The organism is Micromonospora sp. NPDC005710 (assembly GCF_040630995.1).
Lineage (GTDB): Bacteria > Actinomycetota > Actinomycetes > Mycobacteriales > Micromonosporaceae > Micromonospora.
In genome coordinates, this window is the sequence record NZ_JBEXYP010000024.1 from 1 (window position 1) to 19,952 (window position 19,952).

General features: G+C 69.9%; 12 protein-coding genes and 1 pseudogene. 6 read left to right on the forward strand and 7 right to left on the reverse strand.

The window, feature by feature from the left end:
- The 3 genes and pseudogenes from ABZ406_RS25985 to ABZ406_RS25995 all read right to left on the reverse strand — a co-directional run.
- Nucleotides 1-240, reverse strand: a pseudogene (locus ABZ406_RS25985) (phytochelatin synthase); the annotation flags it as partial.
- Nucleotides 241-943: 703 nt separating this feature from the next.
- Nucleotides 944-1,666: a hypothetical protein gene (locus ABZ406_RS25990; RefSeq protein ID WP_357766682.1), complete on the reverse strand. Its 723-nt coding sequence runs from the start codon at nt 1,664-1,666 to the stop codon at nt 944-946.
- A 66-nt stretch (nt 1,667-1,732) separates the two neighbouring features.
- Nucleotides 1,733-1,921 carry a hypothetical protein gene (locus ABZ406_RS25995; RefSeq protein ID WP_357766895.1) on the reverse strand — a complete coding sequence of 63 codons (189 nt, stop codon included), beginning with the start codon at nt 1,919-1,921 and terminating at the stop codon, nt 1,733-1,735.
- A gap of 19 nt (nt 1,922-1,940) precedes the next feature.
- On the opposite strand from ABZ406_RS25995, the gene ABZ406_RS26000 reads away from it, so the two are divergent.
- From ABZ406_RS26000 to pulA, 5 genes are all read left to right on the forward strand, one after another.
- Nucleotides 1,941-2,777 carry a hypothetical protein gene (locus ABZ406_RS26000; protein WP_357766685.1) on the forward strand — a complete coding sequence of 279 codons (837 nt, stop codon included), beginning with the start codon at nt 1,941-1,943 and terminating at the stop codon, nt 2,775-2,777.
- A gap of 37 nt (nt 2,778-2,814) precedes the next feature.
- Nucleotides 2,815-3,204 (forward strand): hypothetical protein, encoded by a 390-nt coding sequence (locus tag ABZ406_RS26005; protein WP_357766867.1) that lies wholly within the window; start codon nt 2,815-2,817, stop codon nt 3,202-3,204.
- Nucleotides 3,205-3,302: 98 nt separating this feature from the next.
- Nucleotides 3,303-3,983, forward strand: coding sequence for a hypothetical protein (locus tag ABZ406_RS26010; RefSeq protein ID WP_357766688.1), 681 nt, complete (start codon nt 3,303-3,305; stop codon nt 3,981-3,983).
- Between the two features lie 152 nt (nt 3,984-4,135).
- Nucleotides 4,136-4,780, forward strand: coding sequence for a cellulose binding domain-containing protein (locus ABZ406_RS26015; RefSeq protein WP_357766691.1), 645 nt, complete (start codon nt 4,136-4,138; stop codon nt 4,778-4,780).
- Nucleotides 4,781-4,889: 109 nt separating this feature from the next.
- Entirely contained in the window at nt 4,890-10,385 is a 5,496-nt protein-coding gene (gene pulA, locus ABZ406_RS26020; RefSeq protein ID WP_357766694.1) for a pullulanase-type alpha-1,6-glucosidase, read from the forward strand.
- 79 nt (nt 10,386-10,464) lie between these two features.
- On the opposite strand, the gene ABZ406_RS26025 is transcribed toward pulA, so the two are convergent.
- The 3 genes from ABZ406_RS26025 to ABZ406_RS26035 all read right to left on the reverse strand — a co-directional run bounded on the left by ABZ406_RS26025 (nt 10,465) and on the right by ABZ406_RS26035 (nt 16,534).
- Nucleotides 10,465-12,123, reverse strand: a complete 1,659-nt coding sequence (locus tag ABZ406_RS26025) for a hypothetical protein (protein WP_357766697.1) — start codon at nt 12,121-12,123, stop codon at nt 10,465-10,467.
- 291 nt (nt 12,124-12,414) lie between these two features.
- Nucleotides 12,415-14,289 (reverse strand): hypothetical protein, encoded by a 1,875-nt coding sequence (locus tag ABZ406_RS26030; RefSeq protein ID WP_357766699.1) that lies wholly within the window; start codon nt 14,287-14,289, stop codon nt 12,415-12,417.
- A 763-nt stretch (nt 14,290-15,052) separates the two neighbouring features.
- Entirely contained in the window at nt 15,053-16,534 is a 1,482-nt protein-coding gene (locus ABZ406_RS26035) for an aminopeptidase P family protein (protein WP_357766702.1), read from the reverse strand.
- Between the two features lie 132 nt (nt 16,535-16,666).
- On the opposite strand from ABZ406_RS26035, the gene asnB reads away from it, so the two are divergent.
- Nucleotides 16,667-18,628, forward strand: coding sequence for an asparagine synthase (glutamine-hydrolyzing) (gene asnB / locus ABZ406_RS26040; protein ID WP_357766705.1), 1,962 nt, complete (start codon nt 16,667-16,669; stop codon nt 18,626-18,628).
- Between the two features lie 116 nt (nt 18,629-18,744).
- On the opposite strand, the gene ABZ406_RS26045 is transcribed toward asnB, so the two are convergent.
- Nucleotides 18,745-19,848, reverse strand: coding sequence for a lytic polysaccharide monooxygenase (locus ABZ406_RS26045; protein ID WP_357766870.1), 1,104 nt, complete (start codon nt 19,846-19,848; stop codon nt 18,745-18,747).
- Nucleotides 19,849-19,952: the final 104 nt, after the last annotated feature.

Consider the following 19,952-nt stretch of genomic DNA (forward strand, 5'->3'; position numbering starts at 1 on the left):
CACGCTGAGGGCGTTGCGGGTGGCGGCGGGGCCGCAGTAGTAGAAGTTGGGTTGGGCTTCGTAGCGCACGCCGAGTTCCCGCTCGCCGTGACCGCTCTTGCGGTCGGTCTGGGTCTGGGTGGTGGGCTTGCTGGTGGTGGGTGCGGCGAACGCGGTGGTGACGGGGCCGGCGATGGCTGCGCCGGTGAACGCGAGACCAGCGGCGGTGAGGGTGGTCTTACGGATCAGATCGGTACGCATGATGGCGTGCTCCTCTGCATTCGGGGGACACCCGCGCGACCTCGGGGGTGGTCGTGTGGGGGAAAGTTCTTGGGGGTGCCCGGCGACCCGCGGAAGGGGGGGTCGGCGTCGGGACAGGGTGTAACGGGTGCTCGCGGCGGATCATTCCGCCTGCCGGCCGGGGGTCGGCCGGTGGTCGGCCGGTGGTGTTCGGCCGTGCGGGGGTGTAACGGTACCGGCCTGCGGGGGGTTCCCGCGATGCCGGGCGGTGGTGGTGCTCGGCCGTGCGAGGGTGTAACGGTCCCGGCCTGCGGGGTGTTCCCGCGTTGCCAGGGTGGTGGTGCTCGGTGGTGCGGGGGGTGTAACCGGGGCGGCTCGGCGGATGTTCCCGGCGGCTGCCCGGCGCCCTGCGACTCGACGGTCGCGGTGGTCTGCCAGGTATAACGACCTAGGCCGGCCGCCGATTCCACCGCCGGAGTGGCCCGGACCACCCGGCAGGCAACACTAAACCCGACAAACCGCCCAGTCCGACACCTTGCCGAACCTGACACGGCGGCCACACCGTCATGATCCACTCGGGTTCCGGAAAAGTGTGGTGTCCCGGCGCCAGGGACACCCCGACTTCCTGAAACCCGAGTCGATCATGCCGATCTGCGCCCGCTCCGGCCGGCTCGGCCTAAACGCCCCGGACCTCGCTGCGGATGCGGCACCACGCGGAAGGTGGTCAGGTTGCGGCGAGCAGTTCCAGGACGGCGTCGCGGGCGGCCAGTACGGCTGCCTCGGCCTGTGGGCCGGGGTTGAGGATGTCGAAGGAGTGTTGCCCGTCCGGCACGTCGATCACCTGCATCGGCCAACCCTGAGCGGTTGCCGCCGGGAGGAACGCGTCGATGCCGGCCAGTACCGGTGGGATGTCCTGGCCGGCCCGGGTCAGCACCAGTGGTACGCCGGTGCCGGCGCTGAGGGCTTCGACGGGGAGGAACCGCGCGTCGACCTCCCAACCGGGGAACGGGATGAGCAGCGGGTACGTCAGTGCGATCCCGCGTAGCCAGGGTGGCGGGACGCGGAGCCAGTCGGCGGCGAAGAGCCCTCCACCGGAGAAGAACCACAGCACCACCCGCTCGGGGTCGACCCGTGGGTCGGCGCGGACCTGATCGACCATCGCGGCGATGTCGTCGGCGGCTGCGGGTAGTGCCGACAGCTCGGACACCTGGTAGCTGACCAGCGCGGTTACCGCCCCGCTCGCGGCGAGCAGGGCACCGTAGCCGCGGTAGAGCAGCCAGTCGCGAGGGTCGGGCGCGTCGGGTGGTAGGGGAGCGCCGTGCACCACCACGACGGCCGGCCGGGGACCGGTGTCAGTGGGCAGGTGCAGGTCGACGTTGCCGTGTCGTTCGACGGGCGCGGCCGGGGTGGACAGGACGAAGGGCCGTTGTGCGACGGGCGTCGTCATTGCCACATCGTATCGATCATCAACCCTTCCCGGTTGTCCCGCCGACGGTCCACAGGGGACCGTTGGTCAGACCGTGTCACCGGGCTGCGCGTCGTCGCCCGCCTGGGCGTGCCGCTCCAGGAGACGCTGTCGGATCTCCTCCGGGGTGTACGCGCGTCGCCGCCGTTCGGCCCGCGCGATGACCACACCGGAGGCCGCGACGCCGGCGAGCCCGGCCAGCCCGAGAACCTTCCACCACCGCATTCGTTGCCGCATCGGCCTAGGCTAGACCCTCATGAGCATCAGCCTGGATGAGGCCGTCGAGTTGACCCGCACTGGCGACGTGTGGGTGTTCCGTGGTCGCAGCGTCCCGGATCGGGCTATCCAGTTCACCACCAACAGCCCGGTGAACCACGTGGGGATGGCGGTGGTGCTTGACGACATGCCGCCGCTGATGTGGCACGCGGAGTTGGGCAGGTCGTTGCCGGATCTGTGGTCGGGCCGTCACCAGCGTGGCGTCCAGCTGCACGACCTGCGGGACGCGGTCGGCGTGTGGGCCAACCGGTACGGCCAACGGGCCTGGCTGCGGCAGCTCGACCCGCCTGCCGACGGGGAGATGGAGCGGGCGGTGCTGCGGACGATCGCGCGGCTGGACGGTACGCCGTTCCCGTCGACGGCGCAGCTGGCGTGGCGCTGGGTGCGTGGTCGGGTGCCGGCGCTACCGCGCCCCGGCGGGCTGCCCGCACTGTCGCACCTCGGCCGGCTGTCGGCGCTGTCGCGCCTCGGCCAACAACCACCTCGACCGACCCCGACCGACCGCACCACCCCGACCGACCGCACCACCGGCAGGACGAACCCGTCCGGCAGCGGCAACCAGACGGGCCCCACCAACCCGGCCGACCGCGCCAATCCCGCCAATCCGCCCCGATCGGCGGGGGAGCGGGACCGGGCTCTGGAGACGGCGTACTGCGCCGAGGTGGTGGCGGTGACCTACGAGGCGATGGGGTTGCTGCCGGCGGGTCGGCGTCCGAACTGGTACGACCCGGGACGGTTCTGGAGTGGGGACGACCTTGGCCTGGCCGCCGATGCCCGCTTGGGTGCGGAGATCGAGGTGCGGGTGCCGGCGCGCTGAGGTTTGACCTGTGCGGTGACAGGCAATTGCTGTGACCGTGAACGCCTCCACGGATCTTGACACGTTGGCCGACTTCTTCGACCGGTACGGCGTGGCATTGACGTCCGGCGACCTGCCAGCCATCGCCGGCTGTTACGCCCTGCCAGGGCTGGTGGTGGCGGACACGTACAGCTTCTCGTTCACGTCCGCGGCGGCGGTGGCGCTCTCCTTCGTGGGCGCCGCGCCTGACTACCAGGACCGGGAGTTGGTAGCGGCCCACGCCCGGATCGAGGACGTGCAGCCGCTCTCCGCGCTGTTGACGATGGTGGCGGTGGAGTGGGAGTTCCTGGACAGTCGGGGGCAGGCGGTGCCGGGGGAGCGGTACCGGTACCTGCTGCGTATCTCGGATGAGGGCCCACTGATCTGCACTGTCGTCCGGACGGGCTGATCGACGGGGGCCGGTCGGCCCGATCCGTACCCGCCCGGTTTCTGGTCCGTGCGGCGCTGGCTACGCTGTCGCGTCGGTGGGGGACGAGGGGAGACCTGATGGCGGTGCGGCCGGAGGGTGTGGCTGCTTCGCGGGCGGCGCGCGTGCTGGCGTCGGTGCCGTGGATCGTGGTGCTGCTCGGTGTGTGCGCGCTCGTGGTGCTCCTGGTGATCGCCCTGTTGTCGTTTCGGACCAGGGAGCGGGACGTCCGGCCGCAGGTCGCGCCTCCGGCGTTCCTGCCGACGGTGCCGGCCGCCGCCTCGGCCACCGGAGGGCCGACTCCGGCGGGTGTGGAGCGACGTTCGGTGTCGCCGCGACCGTCGCGTAGTAGTCGGACGCCGTCGCCGCGGGCCACAGCGAGCGGCTCGCCGACTCCGGGGCGGACGAGCGTTCTGGTCGCGCCGACGGAACGGGCGGACGACACTGTCAACGCCCGGTACCAGGTCGGCACGAATGGCAGGGACGGAGACTCGGCCGTGCTGTCGATCGCCAACAATTCGGGTCAGTCGGTGGACTGGCAGGTGGAGTTGGCGTTCGACGACGACACGTGGATGCTGCGGGTGGCTGACGACTCGGGCGTCTCGGTGTGGGGGCGCGGCCACGGGGAGTTCGTGTTGCGCGGCACCCGTTCGATGAAACCTGGTGACTCTCGCACGTTGCGACTTCGCGTCGGCTGGGGTGAGTCGGCGGAACGGCCGGCCAGGTGCACGATCAACGGGGTCGACTGCCGGATCGGCTGAGTTGGCGTCGGCCCGGTGCCACGGCCGCGCCGGGCCGTCGAGGCTTTTCGGCCCGGGCCGTCGATCGTTACGCTGCCCGGACGGTCCGCTGAGGGAGGTACATGTCCGGCATGCGCCGTGCTTCGCGCTCGCCGCACGGTCCGGTCGCGATCGTGACGTCGCCCTGGATCGTGGTGGGTGCCGGTGTCGTCGTGATGGTGGTCCTGCTGTTCGTGGCTCTGGGCGCGTACCGGGGACGCAGCCCCGCGCCTGATGGCGCGCGGCCGCCGGCGCTGCCGGTGCCGTCGGCGGTGGTGGCGGCACCGACCGGGCCCACGTCGGTGCCCTCCCCGTTGCCGGCGCTGCCGGGGATATCCGGCCGGGCGAGTGGGCTGCCGCCGAGCGGCGCGGTCGGGTCCGGTGTGCCGTCGGCCGCCCCGACGGTCGGCGGGAGCGGAAGGCCGACGGCGACAGTGTCACCGAGTCGGGCGTCGTCGGGCCAGCCGGCGATGACCGGGCGGTACCGGGTGGTGCAGAGCTTCGACGGCGGTTTCATCGGCGAGGTGGCGATGGTCAACGCGTCGGCGCGGAGCCGTGGTTGGACGGTGCTGGTGGAGTTCTCCGGTGGCCGACTGGTGACGGCCTGGGTGGAGGGTGTCCCCCAGGGGACGATCCGGGAGAGCGGCGACGGTTTCACGTACGTCAGCGGGGTCGACGTGCCGCCCGGCGGGTCGGTGTCGTTGCGGTTCCACTGGGAGCGGGCGTCCAGCAACCCACGGCGGTGCACTGTGGACGGGGAGCGCTGCGGCGGGCTCTGAGCGGCGCTTCCGCAAGGAGCTGCTTTGTTGCGACCATGTTTGCAAGGTATTGCAGAATGTTTCGGCAAAGGTTAGCGTGCGGCCAATCAGCGACCAGAGGAAGGCGTCGATGAAACCCCCGCCGATACCGCGCACCGCCCTGCTGGCCCTTGCCTCCCTGCTCACCGTCACGCTCGTCGGCGCTCCGGTCGCCGTTCACCCCGCCGCCGCAGCCGTCCAACCGTCTGACCGCGCCGTACCCGCGATCGGCGGCGCTGCCCAGTGGCGCGACGAACCCACCGCCGAGGCGCTGCTGAAGGCCGGCGGCGACTCCGCCCGGGCCGAGCAGTTCTACTTCGTCCTGCCGGACCGGTTCGCCAACGGAGACAGCCGCAACGACCGGGGCGGTCTCACCGGTGACCGGCTGAAGACCGGTCTCGACCCCACTGACAAGGGCTTCTACCACGGCGGCGACCTCAAGGGTGTCATCGACAAGTTGGATTACATCCAGGGGATGGGCACCACCGCCATCTGGCTCGCCCCGATCTTCAAGAACCGGCCGGTGCAGGGCACCGGCAACGACGTCTCCGCCGGCTACCACGGCTACTGGATCACCGACTTCACCCAGGTGGACCCGCACTTCGGCACGATGGCGGAGATGAAGCGGCTGGTCAGGCTCGCCCACCAGCGCGGCATCAGGATCTACCTCGATGTGATCGTCAACCACACCGCCGACGTCATCAAGTACGCCGAGGACAAGTACGCGTACGTCGACAAGGCGACCTCGCCGTACACCGACGCGCAGGACCGCGCGTTCGAGGACCGCAACTACGCCGACGGCAGCCGCGCGTTCCCGTCTGTCGACAAGGAGTCCTTCCCGTACACGCCGACGTTCGCCGAGCCGAAGGACGCGAGCGTCAAGGTTCCCGCCTGGCTGAACGACGTCACCATGTACCACAACCGGGGAGACTCCACGTTCGCCGGTGAGAACAGCGAGTACGGCGACTTCTTCGGCCTCGACGACCTGTGGACCGAGCGTCCCGAGGTGGTCCGGGGCCTGACCAAGGCGTACGGGGACTGGATCGGCGCGACGGGTGTCGACGGGTTCCGGCTGGACACCGTGAAGCACGTCAACATGGACTTCTGGCCGCAGTTCAGTCAGGGCATCGAACGGGCCGCCGAAAAGGCCGGCAAGAAGGACTTCTTCATGTTCGGTGAGGTGTACAGCGCCGACCCGGAGATCAGCTCCAGCTACGTCCGGCAGGGTGGTCTGCCGGCCACCCTCGACTTCGCCTTCCAGGAGGCCGCGCGGGGCTTCACCGCCGGCGCCGGCTCCGCGAAGGCACTCGCCGACGTGTACGCCCGCGACGACCTCTACGCCGCCCGGAACACCGACGCGGGCCGGTCGCCCACCTTCCTCGGCAACCACGACATGGGCCGGATCGGCTCGTTCATCGCCGGTGGTGGCAGCGACCCGGCCACCCACCTGCGCCGCGACCAGCTCGCACACCAGTTGATGTTCCTGACCCGTGGCCAGCCGGTGGTCTACTCCGGCGACGAACAGGGCTTCACCGGCCCGGGTGGGGACAAGGATGCCCGCCAGGACATGTTCGCCTCGTCTGTCCCCGACTATCTCGACGACGACCTGCTCGGCACCGACCGCACCCACGCCAGTGACCAGTTCGACACGGCCCACCCGCTGTACCGGACCATCGCCGACCTGGGCCGGCTGCGTCAGGCCCACCCGGCGCTGCGCGACGGTGTGCAGGTCACCCGGTACGCGGCCGACGGGCCGGGTGTCTTCGCCGTCTCCCGGGTCGCCCCGGCCGACCGCACCGAGTACGTGGTGGCGGTGAACAACGCCGACACCGCGCAGACTGTCCCGGTGGACACCTGGTCGGCCGGCGCCACCTTCACCGGCATCTACGGCGGCTCGGGCAGTGCACAGGCCGGCGGTGACGGCGAACTGACACTGACAGTGCCGCCGCTGTCGGCGGTGGTGTACCGGGCCGGCAGCCCCATCGCGGCGGCAGCCGGCCAGCCGACGATCACCATCACCAGCCCGGCCCCGGACGCGCCGGTCGCCACCCGGGCTGCGGTGAGCGCCCAGGTGACCGGCGACCCACTCGCCACAGTCGCCGTCGCGGCCCGGGTGGCTGGCGGCCGGTGGACGCTGCTGGGCAGCGCCGACCACGCCCCCTACACGGTGCAGCACGATCTGACCGGTCTGGCCGGCGGTACCCCTGTCGAGTACAAGGCGGTGGTCCGCGACGGCCGGGGCCGTACCGCCACCGCCCGGTCCACCGCTGTGGTGGGCACACCGGCGCAGGGCAGCTCCCGGGAGTGGGCGGTGGTGCACTACCAGCGCCCCGCCGGCGGGTACGACGACTGGGGTCTGTACGCCTGGGGGGACATCGACCCGGCGTACGTCACCGAGTGGCCGAAGGGTCAGCCGTTCGCCGGGGAGGACTCCTACGGCCGGTTCGCCTGGGTGAAACTCAAGCCGGGCGCGACGTCGGTGAACTTCCTCGTTGTCGACAAGGCTGGGACGAAGGACGTCGCCCAGGACCGCAGCATCGACGTCACACGGACCGGGGAGGTCTGGCTCAAGCAGGGCGACCCGGCGATCTACCCGAACCGGCAGGCGGCGACCGGTGAGCCGGACCCGCCGGTCGAGGAGGGCACCGCGGTGCTGCACTACCGGCGGGTCGACGGCAACTACGACGGCTGGGGCCTGCACCTGTGGGACGGCGCGGCCAACCCGACCGAGTGGTCCGCCCCGCTCAAGCCCACCAGGACAGACGCGTTCGGGGCGGTGTTCCGGGTGCCGCTGGCGGCCGGTGCCACCGGCCTGAACTACATCATCCACAACGGTGACACCAAGGACCTGCCCGACGACCAGCGGCTCGACTTCGCCACCGCCGGCCGGGAGGTGTGGCTGCTCGCCGCCACCCCGGGCCGCCTGCTGCCGTCGACCGCCACCACCGCGAGCGGGGACACCGACATCAGCCGGCAGAAGGCGCACTGGATCGACAGGTCCACAGTGGCGTGGCAGACCCCACCGACCGACGGCAAAAAGTACGCGCTCGTCGCCGCGCCCACCGGCGGGGTCAGCGTGGTCGACGGCGAGCTGACCGGCACGTACACCACGCTGCCGTTGCGGGCGCAGCGCAACGGGCTGACCGAGGCCCAACGCGACAGGTTCCCGCACCTGTGGTCGTACCGAAGCTTCACCCTGGACCGGGCGGACCTGGCCAAGGTCCCGGCGGCGCTGCGGGGGCAGTTGCTCGTCACCGAACGCGACGCCGAGGGTGCGCTGCTCGCCGCGACCGGCGTGCAGATTCCCGGCGTGCTCGACGACGTGTACTCCCGGGCGACCGACGCCACCCTCGGCCCGACCTTCGCCGGTCGGACGCCGAGCCTCGCGCTGTGGGCGCCGACCGCCCAGAGCGTGCGCCTGCAGCTGTTCGAGTCGCCAAGCGCGGCACCGAAGACGGTGCCGATGCGCCGCGACGACCGCACCGGCGTCTGGTCGCTACGCGGTGAGCGCACCTGGACCGGCAGTTTCTACCGGTACGAGGTGCGGGCGTGGCAGCCGGCGGCACAGCGGGTGGTCACCGCGTCGGTCACCGACCCCTATTCGGTGGCCCTCGCCGCGGACTCCACGCACAGCCAGCTCATCGACCTGAACGACCCGGCGCTGGCCCCGACCGGCTGGCGCACCCTGCGCAAACCGGCGCCGGTTTCCCCGGCGAAGGCGCAGATCACCGAGCTGTCCGTGCGGGACTTCTCCATCGCCGACGACACGGTGCCGACCGAGCGGCGGGGGACGTTCCTCGCGTTCACCGACCCGACGACCGCCGGCATGACCCACCTGCGGGCGCTCGGCGACGCCGGGGTCACCCACCTGCACCTGTTGCCGGCGTTCGACTTCGCGACGATCCCCGAGAAGCGGGCCGACCAGCGGCAGCCGGCCTGCGACCTGGCGGCACTGCCGCCGGACTCGACCGAGCAGCAGAAGTGCGTGGCGGCGATCGCCGAGACCGACGGCTACAACTGGGGGTACGACCCGCTGCACTACACGGTGCCGGAGGGCGGCTACGCCGTCGACCCGGCCGGGTCGGCGCGGACCACCGAGTTCCGGCGGATGGTCGCCGGGGCGAACGACGCCGGGCTGCGGGTGGTGATGGACGTGGTCTACAACCACACGTCGGCGGCCGGCACCGACGCGAAGTCGGTGCTCGACCAGATCGTGCCCGGCTACTACCACCGGCTGCTGGAGGACGGCACAATCGCCAACTCCACCTGCTGCGCCAACACCGCCCCCGAGCACGCCATGATGGGCAAGCTGGTCGTCGACTCGCTCGTCACCTGGGCCCGGCAGTACAAGGTGGACGGTTTCCGGTTCGACCTGATGGGCCACCACCCGAAGGCGAACATCCTGGCCGTCCGTGCCGCCCTGGACCGGTTGACAGTCGCCCGTGACGGCGTGGACGGCAAGGCGATCATGCTCTACGGCGAGGGCTGGAACTTCGGCGAGGTCGCCAACGACGCCCGATTCGTGCAGGCCACCCAGGCCAACATGGCCGGCACGGGCATCGGCACCTTCAACGACCGGCTGCGCGACGCGGTGCGCGGCGGCGGCCCGTTCGACGCCAACCCGCGGGTGCAGGGCTTCGCCTCCGGGCTCTACACCGACCCGAACGGCGACCCGGTCAACGGGTCCCCGGCCGAGCAGAAGGCCCGGCTGCTGCACGCCCACGACCTGATCAAGGTGGGGCTAACCGGCAACCTGCGCGGCTACCGGTTCACCGACACCGGCGGGCGGCAGGTCACCGGGGCTCAGGTGGACTACAGCGGCTCCCCGGCCGGCTACACCGCAGCGCCCGGGGAGGCCGTCACCTACGCCGACGCCCACGACAACGAGATCCTGTACGACGCGTTGGCGTACAAACTGCCGCAGGCCACCACGGCGGCGGACCGCTCACGGATGCAGGTGCTGGCGTTGGGCACCGTGGTCCTGGGACAGGGCACCGGCTTCGTCACCGCCGGCACCGAACGGCTGCGGTCGAAGTCGCTGGATCGCAACTCGTTCAACTCCGGTGACTGGTTCAACCAGATCCGCTGGGGCTGTGAACGGGGCAACGGGTTCGGCGCCGGACTGCCGCCCGCCCCCGACAACGAGGACAAGTGGTCGTACGCGAAGCCACTGCTGGCCGACCCGGCGCTGGTTCCCGACTGCGCGGCGATCACCACCACCGACGCCCGGTACGCCGAGCTGCTGCGCGTCCGGGCGTCGTCGCCGGTGTTCGGGCTCGCCACCGCCGAGCAGGTGCAGCGGCGGGTGGCGTTCCCGCTGTCCGGCGCGCAGGAGACACCGGGGGTGCTGACCATGACCCTCGACGCCCGTGGGCTGGGCGGGCCGTGGACGTCGCTCACCGTCGTCTTCAACAGCACCCCGTCGGCGGCCACCCAGACGGTGACCGGGCTGCGCGGAGCGGACGTGGCACTGCACCCGGTGCTTGTCGACTCGGCCGACCCGGTGCTGCGTACCGCCTCGTTCGACAGGGCGGCCGGCACGTTCACCGTACCGGCGCGCAGCGTGGCGGTGTTCGTCCAGAACTGACGTGAACCGGCCCCCTTCCGCGTCTCGCGGAAGGGGGCCGGCTCGTTGGTGCTCTGCTATCTCGTCACCCGAAGGGTGATCAGGCGAAGCAGTTCTCGATGGTGCCGCCCGGGATGGCCAGGCAGTTCGTCGGACGGTTCGCGGTGATGGCGGACTTGTCGTCCACGTTCACCTCTCCGAAGAAGCTGAAGACACCGCCCGGCTCGAAGGTGGAGAAGTTGTGGGCGACCTTCGTCTTCGACAGGTTGACCTCGCCGAAGATGTTGAAGATGCCGCCGCCGACTCCGATCGGGCCGATGGCACGGTTGCCGGCGACCTCGCTGTCACGCAGCGTGGTGACGCTGCCGGCGTTGAAGAGCCCGCCGCCGAAGAAGCCGGCGGTGTTGTCCTTGATGCTGCTCTTCTCGAATGTGGCCACGCTGTCGAAGGCGAGGGCCACACCGCCACCGACACCGGCGGTGCTGTTCTTCTCGACAGTGACCCCGTGCAGGTTGAGCTGGCTGTCGGCTGCGGCCAGACCGCCGCCGGCCAGGACCGCGGTGTTCGAGACGAACTTGCTCTCGTACGCCGTGGTGTTGCCTTCGATGTCGAGGTAGCCACCGCCGAAGCCGAGGGTCTCGTTGTCGGTGATCTCGGCCTTCTTCAACTCGACCGTTCCACCGTCGACGTCGTCGGTGAAGATCGGCGCGGCACCGTTGGAGATACCGCCACCACCGATGATGGCGGTGTTGTCAGTGATCTTCGACTCTTCGACCTTGAGCAGCCCGGCGTTGAAGACACCACCGCCGAAGAAGAAGGCGGTGTTACGGGTGACGGTGCTGTGCCAGATCTTCGTGGTACCGAAGTTGGCCACACCGCCACCGTTGCCGCCCGACTGGTTCAGGACGACCTCGGACTCCAGGATGTCGGCGGTGCCGCCCGGCTGCACCAGGATGCCGGCACCGTCGGTGGCCTCCGGGTATTCGACGAGCGGCGTGACGACACCGGCCTTCGCGGCCGGCGCGGCCTTGGCCGCCACCTTCGGGGTCGCCTTGAGGCCCGCCTTCGGGTTGGCCTGCCGGGCGGCGAGCGCCTGGTTCAGCGGGACGCCCGCCTTGACCTGCGCCGCGATCGCCTCGGAGTCGGAGTACGACGCCCAGACGGCCGCCGGCTCGACGCTGTTGAACAGTTCGAGAGTCTGGCCACCCTTGATGGTCAGGCCCTTGATGGTGAGGTGACCGCCGCTGCCGACGTTGAGGATGCGGAAGTAGTCGGCAGTGGCCTCCCGGGCGATGGTCGTGTGCTCGCCCTTGAGCGTGATCCGCTCGGTGATGACCGGCAGGCCGTTGCCCTGGTAGTCGTTGCGGCTCAGGTTGTAGGTGCAGCCCTTGGCCAGCTCCAGCACACCGCCGTGCTTGTTGTTGGCGAACACGATCGCCTGGATCAGCTTGTCGGTGTCGCAGGGCACCTCCTTCCCGCGCTCGCGGTCCTTGTCCCGGTCCTTGTCCTTGTCCCGGTCCTTGCTCTGGTCTTCGTCCTTGTCCCAGTCGCGCGCCTCGTCAGCCCGCTGGTCGCCGTCCTTGCTGACCTGCGCGGTGTTCCAGTTGAGGCCGACCGCACCGGCGCTGCCCGCGACGCCCACCGCCGCGAGACTGATCACGCCCGTCAAACCGGCCACGCCACTGGCGAGCCAGAGCTTGCGGCGGCGCTTGGCCGTCGCCCGCCCGGAGGCTTCGTTGTTCGTTAGGTAGTTGGACATCGGAGCTCTCTGCCCTCTCCTCGTACCAGACAGGGTCGCCGCCGTCAGACGGGTGTCCCCTGCTACAAATCGGTTGTAGCTCCCAAAACCACCGTATGAGAAGCTTCCTCGCCTCGCGGGCTTATCCGAGAGAAGCCCACATTCGGTTCATGTTGCCCCCAGTCGGGCCCGGACCGACACACCGGCACCCAACCCGACCGGCACGCCCCTGACCTGCCCAAATGGGTACGCCCCTCCGAGCCGCTCACGGCTCGGAGGGGCGCGCCCTCTATATGGTTCGGCCCCACCCGATCAGGCGAAGCAGTCCAGAACGTTGAAGCAGTTGGTCGGGCGGTTGGCAATGACTGCGGACTCGTCGTCCAGCGTCACGGTGCCGCCGATGCTGTTGAAGATGCCTCCCGGCTCAAGGGTGGAGAAGTTGTACGCCACCTTCGTCCGCTGGAGCCTGACCTCGCTCCCCTCGGTGTTGACGATGCCGCCGCCGCGGCCGAACGGACCGACGGCCCGGTTGCCCGACACCTCGCTGTCGCGCAGCGTGGTGACGCTGTCGTCGTTGAAGAGGCCGGCACCGGAGAAGCCTGCGGTGTTGTCGTTGATCCTGCTGTTCTCGATCGTCGCAACGCTGTCGGAGGTCACGTACACGCCGCCGCCGTCGCGAGCGGCGCTGTTCCTGACCACCGTGGCGTCCTTGAGGGTGAGCTGGCTGTCCGCCACCGCGACACCACCACCGTCGAGCACCGCGGTGTTGTCACCGACAGTCGTCTGGTGCAACGTCGTGGTGCCCTCGACATCGAGGACGCCACCGCCGAAGCCGAGCGTCTCGTTGTCGGTGATCTCGCTCTTGTAGACCCACACCGAGCCGCCGTCGACGTCCTCGGTGAAGATCTCCGCCGCACCGTTGGAGATGCCGCCGCCGCCGACGATCCCGGTGTTGTCGGTGATCTTCGACTGGTCGACCTGGAGAACGCCGGCGTTGAAGATGCCGCCGCCGAAGAGGAACGCGGTGTTGTGCGCGACAGTCGTCTTGCTGAGCCGTGTACTGCCGAAGTTGGCCAGCCCGCCGCCGTTGCCGCCGGACTGGTTGTAGAGCACCTCGCTGTCCAGGATCTCCGCGCGACCGCCGGGCTGCACCAGCACCCCGGCACCGTCGGTGAACCCGGGCTGCTCGACCAGCGGCACCGCCGCCGGCCTGGCGGCCGGTGCCGCGATGGGCTTGGCGGCCGCTTTGGCCGGCGCTGCCTTGGCCGGCGCTGCCTTGGCCGGCGCTGCCTTCGCCGCAGCTTTGGCGGGCGCCGTTGGCTTGGCGGGCGCTGCCTTGGTGGTGGCCTTGGCGGGTGCCGTTGCCTTCGCGGCTGGCTTGGCGGTGGCTGTTGCCGGCTTCGCCGCCGCCGGCTTGGCGCCGGGTGCGGTTGTGGCCGCCGGCTTCGCGGCGGGTGCTGCCACGGCCGGCTTCGGCACGGTCGAGCGGGACAGAGCCGAGTACGGCGCCCAGACCGTCGCCGGGTCGGCGGCGACCGGGGACTGAAGGGTCTGGCCACCCCTGATGCTCAGGCCCTTGAGCGTGAGGTTCCCACCGGCGCCGACGTTGAGGATCCGGAAGTAGTCGGCAGTGGCCTCGCGGCCGATGGTGGTGTGCTCACCCTTGAGGGTGATGTGTTCGGTGATCACCGGGAGGCCGTTGCCGTCCTGGTTGCGAGTCAGGGTGTAGGTGCAGCCCCTGGCAAGTTCCAGCACGCCGCCGTCGTCGTTGTTGGCGAACGTGATCGCCTGGATCAGCTTGTCGGAGTCGCACGGCACCTGCCTGGTGCGGTCCTTGTCGCCGTCCCCGCGGTCCCTGCCGTCCTTGCGGTCCTCGCCATCCCTGCCGGACTCGTCGAAGCCACCCCAGTCGTCGCCGTCCCACTCGTCGTCCTGACCGCCGTCGTTTCCGGCGCCGTTCTTGTTCGCCCCGCTGTCGTCGCTGACGTTCTGCCTGTTTGTCGACGGCTGCGAATCGGACACCTGGTCGGACTTCGGCTTGTCGTTCCGAGCGGCGACGCCGCCGAGGGCCGCAAGGCCGACCACACCGGTCAACCCGGCGACCCCGGCGACCCAGAGCGCCCGCCTTCGCCGTGTCGGCGGAGCTGTTGAGGCCCCGCCGTCGGTACTCGTTACGTCGTTGGACATCAGAGCCTTCCGCCCTCTCCTGCTACCAGACGGGATCGCACCGCCCGAGGCGCCACGATCAGCTACAAATGGGTTTGCAGCTACTGATCCTCACCGTATGAGAACCATCTTCGCGATGCGGACTTATCCGAGATAACCACGCATTGGGCGCATCAGAGGAGACGGCGGGCGACCCTTCCGGGCCAGCATCTGAGGGCGCTGAGCAGCACAAGAGCCCAGGTGGACGCTGCCGCTGGCACACGTCGACCCGCCCGCCTGTTGCTTGATCAACTCGGTTTTGCTGACGTCGCGGTATCAGCGCGACGGGGACAGCACGATTTCAAAGAACCTGAGTGGATCACGGCCGGGATCGCTGGCCGCCAGTCGTCAGCGCCAGGCCCGGCGATGTCGGGCGGGGCGGGTGCGGGCTGAGCGGGTGCCGGCCGGCCGGTGTCGGGCGGGCGGTGTGCCCGACGAGGACGTTGCTGGACCGCGCACGTTGCTGGGCCGCGCGCGTTGCTGGGCCGCGCGCGTTGCTGAGCCGCGCACGTTGCTGGACGGCGCATGTCGCCGCTGCCGCACACGCGGGGTAGCGCCGGCGAGTGCGACGCGGGGGGAGTGCGGATGCCGCACGTGGCACCCAAGACCGTGATCCACTCGGCTTTGCTGAAGACGCGGCATCCGCTCGACGGGGACAGCGCGACTTCAAGGAAACCGAGTGGATCACGGAGCGCGCCCCGAGGGGCGGGCGGGTCAACCGGCCGCGCCCTGCGGGGAGGGCGGGTCAGCCGGGCAGGCGGGGGCCGGCTTCGCGTTGCTCGGCCAGCCAGGTCTCCACCTCGTCGGAGGTGCGGGGCAGCCCGGCCGACAGGTTCACCGCGCCGGTCGCGGTGACAAGCACGTCGTCCTCGATCCGAATGCCCACACCGCGCAGCTCGGCGGGGACCAGTTCGTCCTCCGGCTGGAAGTACAGACCGGGCTCGACGGTGAGCACGTAACCCTCACCCAGCGCCCCGTCGCGGTACGTCTCCTTGCGAGCGTTGGAGCAGTCGTGCACGTCGATGCCGAGCATGTGGCCGAAGCCGTGCAGCGTCCACCGCCGGTAGACGGTCGACTTCTCGTCCATCGCCTCGTCCACGCTCACCGGCAGCAGACCCAGGTCGGACAGCCCTTCGGCGAGGACCCGCATGCAGGTGAGGTGGACGTCCTTGAACGTCACCCCGGGGCGGATGGCCTCGATGCCGGCCTGCTGCGAGGCGTACACGATGTCGTAGACCTGGCGTTGCAGGGCGGTGAACCGGCCGTTCACCGGCAGCACCCGGGTGACGTCGGCGGTGTAGAGGTTGCGGCCCTCGACGCCCATGTCCATCAGCAGCAGGTCGCCCGGTCGGGTGGCGCCGTGGTTGTGCACCCAGTGCAGGATCGTGGCGTGTTCGCCGGCGCCGACGATCGAGCTGTACCCGACGTCGTTGCCGTCGTGGCGGGCCCGCAGCGCGAAGACGCCCTCCAGCAGCCGCTCGGAGACCGCCCGGTCGGCCGGCAGGATCCGGGCCACGTCCTCGAAGCCGCGTACGGTGGCGTCGATCGCGTCCTGGAGTTGGCCGATCTCCCACTCGTCCTTGACCAGCTTCATCTCCGAGATGGCGATGGCCAGCTCCCGGTCCCGGGCCGGCTGGCCGTCGGCGCGGGGCCCGTCGTAGGCGCGGACGGCCGCGTCCACCTGGGCGTCGAAACCGCGCAACACCCGGGTACGCCCCGGAGCGAGGTCGGCGAGCGTCGCCTCCAGGCCGGTCAGGTCGGAGGTGGGGAGACCCAGCTCGGTCGACTTCTCGTCGAGGGTGTGCCGCCGGCCCACCCACAGCTCGCCGTTGCGGTTGCGGAAGAACTCGTCGGTCTCCCGGGAGGACCGGGGCCGCATATACAGCATCGCGTCGTGCCCCGAGCCGTTCGGCCGCAGCACGAGCACGCTGTCTGCGGCGTGGTCGCCGGTCAGGTAGGCGAAGTCGCTGCCCGGCCGGAACGGGTAGTCGGTGTCGTTGGCCCGCACCTTCTCGGTGCCGGTGGGGATCACCAGCGTCTCGCCGGGGAAGGCTGCCGAGAGGGCCGCCCGACGCTTGGCGTAGTTGGGCGTCTCCGGACGGGGCGTCACGGGAAGCGCCGTGTCGCTCCAGCCCTGCCGCATGAAGGAAAGGAACGCCTCCGGGAAGTCCGGATCGTGTGATTCCGTGCCGTCCGTCGCCGTACCGTCGGTCTGTCCCTCGGTCATTGCGCCGCTCCCTCCGCTTCGTTGCTGGTCCCGACGGTACCGCGCGTCCGGTTGGCGGTGCCGCCCCCTGGGAGTCGGGTGGATCGACGGACGGCTGCAAGGGCCGACGGCGCGCGTGGAAAGATGGCCACCATGTGCGGACTTCTGGCCTTCTTCAGCGCGAACGGCAACGCCGCAGCGCATCGCGACCACATCGCCGGAGCGTTGGAATGCCTGCACCACCGCGGCCCTGACGAGACCGGGGTCGAGGTGGTCGGCGACGCCTCCGGCCGGTATGCGGACGGCGTGTTCGCCCACAAGCGGCTGGCCATCATCGACGTCGCGTCGAGCCACGAGCCACTGCCGTACGCGAACGGCCGTTACCTGCTGACGTTCAACGGTGAGATCTACAACTACATCGAGCTGCGCGAGGAGTTGATCAGGAACTTCGGTGCCCAGTTCGCCACCGCCGGTGACGGTGAGGTGATCGTCGCGGGCTACCACTTCTGGGGCGAGCAGGTGCTCACCCGGCTGCGGGGCATGTTCGCCTTCGTCATCTGGGACCGGCAGGAACGCCGGGCGTTCGGTGCCCGCGACTACTTCGGCATCAAGCCGATGCACTACCTGGAGACCGCCGACGGCCTCTACCTGGCCTCGGAGAAGAAGGCGCTGCTGCCGTTCGCGCACAGCAACTACCAGGGTGACGCGGGCGTCGACAGGGCCAACCTGAGCCACTACCTGACCCTGCAGTACGTTCCCGAGCCCGGCACCCTGCACAAGGGCATCAGCCGGATCGGCTCCGGGGAGTACCTGAACTGGACCCCGGGCGGGCGGATCGACGTACGCCGGTGGTATCGGCCGGTGTTCCGGCCGGCGCCTGTCGACGACGAGCAGAAGCTCTACCACGAGATCCGGGAGACGTTGCGGGAGAGCGTGCGCATGCACATGCGCTCCGACGTGCCGGTCGGCTCGTTCCTGTCCAGCGGCATCGACTCCACGGCGGTGGTGGCGCTGGCGCGGGAGTTCAACCCGAACATCCTCACCTTCACCGTCGGCTACGACGTGCCGGGTTACTCGGAGATCGACGTCGCCCAGGATTCGGCCCGGCACCTCGACGTCACGACGATCCCCACCAAGATCGGTCCGCAGGACATGATCGACGCGCTGCCGAAGATCGTCTGGCATCTGGACGACCCGGTGGCCGACCCGGCGTTGGTGCCGCTCTACTTCGTGGCCAAGAAGGCCGCCGAGCACGTCACCGTGGTGCTCTCCGGTGAGGGCGCGGACGAGTTCTTCGGCGGTTACACGATCTACCGGGAGCCGCTCTCGCTGGGGTCCGTCAACGGCCTGCCCGGCGGCGTGCAGAAGGGGTTGCGCGCGGTCTCCAAGGCAATCCCGCAGGGGGTCAAGGGCAAGAGCTTCCTGGAGCGCGGCACCACCCCGATCGAGGAGCGTTACTACGGCAACGCCCGGATGTTCACCGAGGAGGAGAAGCAGCACCTGATGCGCCGCTACGACCCCTCGGTGCGCTACACGGACGTCACCGCCCCGATCTACGCCGAGTGCACCGAACTCGACGACGTCACCAAGATGCAGTACGTCGACCTCTACACCTGGTTGCGCGGCGACATCCTGGTCAAGGCGGACCGGATCTCGATGTCGCACTCGCTCGAGGTGCGGGTGCCGTTCCTCGACCGTGAGGTCTTCGACGTCGCGGCCAAGATCCCGGTCGACCTGAAGCTGCCGCCGCGTTCCGACGCGACGAAGTACGCGATGCGTCAGGCGTTGCAGGGTGTCGTGCCGCCGGCCATCGTCAACCGCAAGAAGCTGGGCTTCCCGACCCCCACCCGGGTCTGGCTGCGCGGCGAGATGTACGAGTGGGCCCGGCACGTGCTCAGCACCTCGGGCGCGGGTGACCTGCTCGACCTGTCGTACGCGCTGCGGCTGCTCGACGAGCACAAGCGGGAGGAGGCCGACCACTCCCGCAAGGTGTGGACGGTGCTGATCTTCTGCATCTGGCACGCGATCTTCGTGGCCAAGACCCTCGACCCGGGTATCCAGCGCAACCAGTCCGCCCTGCTCACCAAGCCGGTAGTCGGCTCCATGGTCCGCTGACCCCGCCCCCACCCCTGCCTGACCCTGTTGATCAAGAGGTTTGCGTCATCCGGAGCGGTTCCGGTGACGCAAACCTCTTGATCATTTCAGGGTGGTGACGGTGACGGTGGTGGTGGTTAGCGGCGGGCGCAGGTTACGGTGGGGAGTCCGTTGGTTCCTGTGGAGCTGGCCAGGAAGCCGAACGTGGTGGTGCCCTCCGGTGCGACAGTGCCGTTGTAGGCGACGTTCGTCGCCGTCACCGTCGAACCGGACGTCGTCTGGGTGGCGTTCCAGACCTGACTGATCGCTTGCCCGTTGGGCCAGCTCCAGCTCGCGGTCCAACCGGAGAACGGCGTACTGCCGTGGTTCATGATCGTGACCTCGCCCTGGAAGCCGCCCTGCCAGGTGCTGGTCACCTTGTAGACGGCCATGCAGTCACCGCCGGCCGGCGGCGGGGTGGTCGGGGTCGGGGGTGAGTCGCTCGGCCCGGGCGTCGGGGTGGTCGGCGTCGGCGTCGGGGTGGTCGGCGTGGGGGTCGGCGACGTGGTGCCACCCTTGATGCCTGTCACCTGACCGTTGCCACCGTCGAACACCACGTCGGAGCAGCCGAAGAAGTTCTCCTGCGAGTCCGAGCGGACCCAGCGGGAGTAGATGATGTGCTGGCCGCTCTTGCCCGACGGCAGGTTGCCGCTGAAGTAGTAGTGCCCGTCGTTGGTGCCGACGCCTCCCCGCTGCGGCGGGTTGGTCACCGTGAGGAACGGCTCCTCCAGGTCACTCCAGGCCAGTGCCCGGGTCGGGCTCCACGTGTTCTTGGTGATGTAGAAGTAGAACGTGCCCGGGTGGTGCGCCCAGTTGCTGTACTTGAAGTCCAACCGAGCGCCGGCGGTCAGGTGGGTGAGCGGCCAGTCCGTACGGGGCAGGTCGTAGCCGCGGTAACCGGTGTTGCCACCGCTGCACAGTTGCCCGTCCGGAATGAAGCCGGTGGTCCGGCCACCGGCGTCGGAGCGCAGCACACTGAACCAGTTGTAGAGCGAGTTCGCGCCGCTCTGCGCCACCGCGGCGGAGCACGCGGGGTTTGTCGGCCTGATCTCACCTGTCGTGCTGAGGCCGTCCTGCCAGCACAGGTAGGTGCGGCTGCCGGGCGTCATCGCCGCGCCGTGCGCGGCGGCCGGCTGCGGACTGGACGCCAGGGCGACAGCGCCCAGCGCGAGGGTCATGGCCGCGGTGAGCAACGCGGCCATACGGGAACGGTTCACGGGTTCTCCTGACTCGCGAGGGGCGCTTGCCGAGCCGCCCCGCGCAATCGGGTGGGATGTGGCGTGATCGCCCCGCTGTCGTGAGCGGT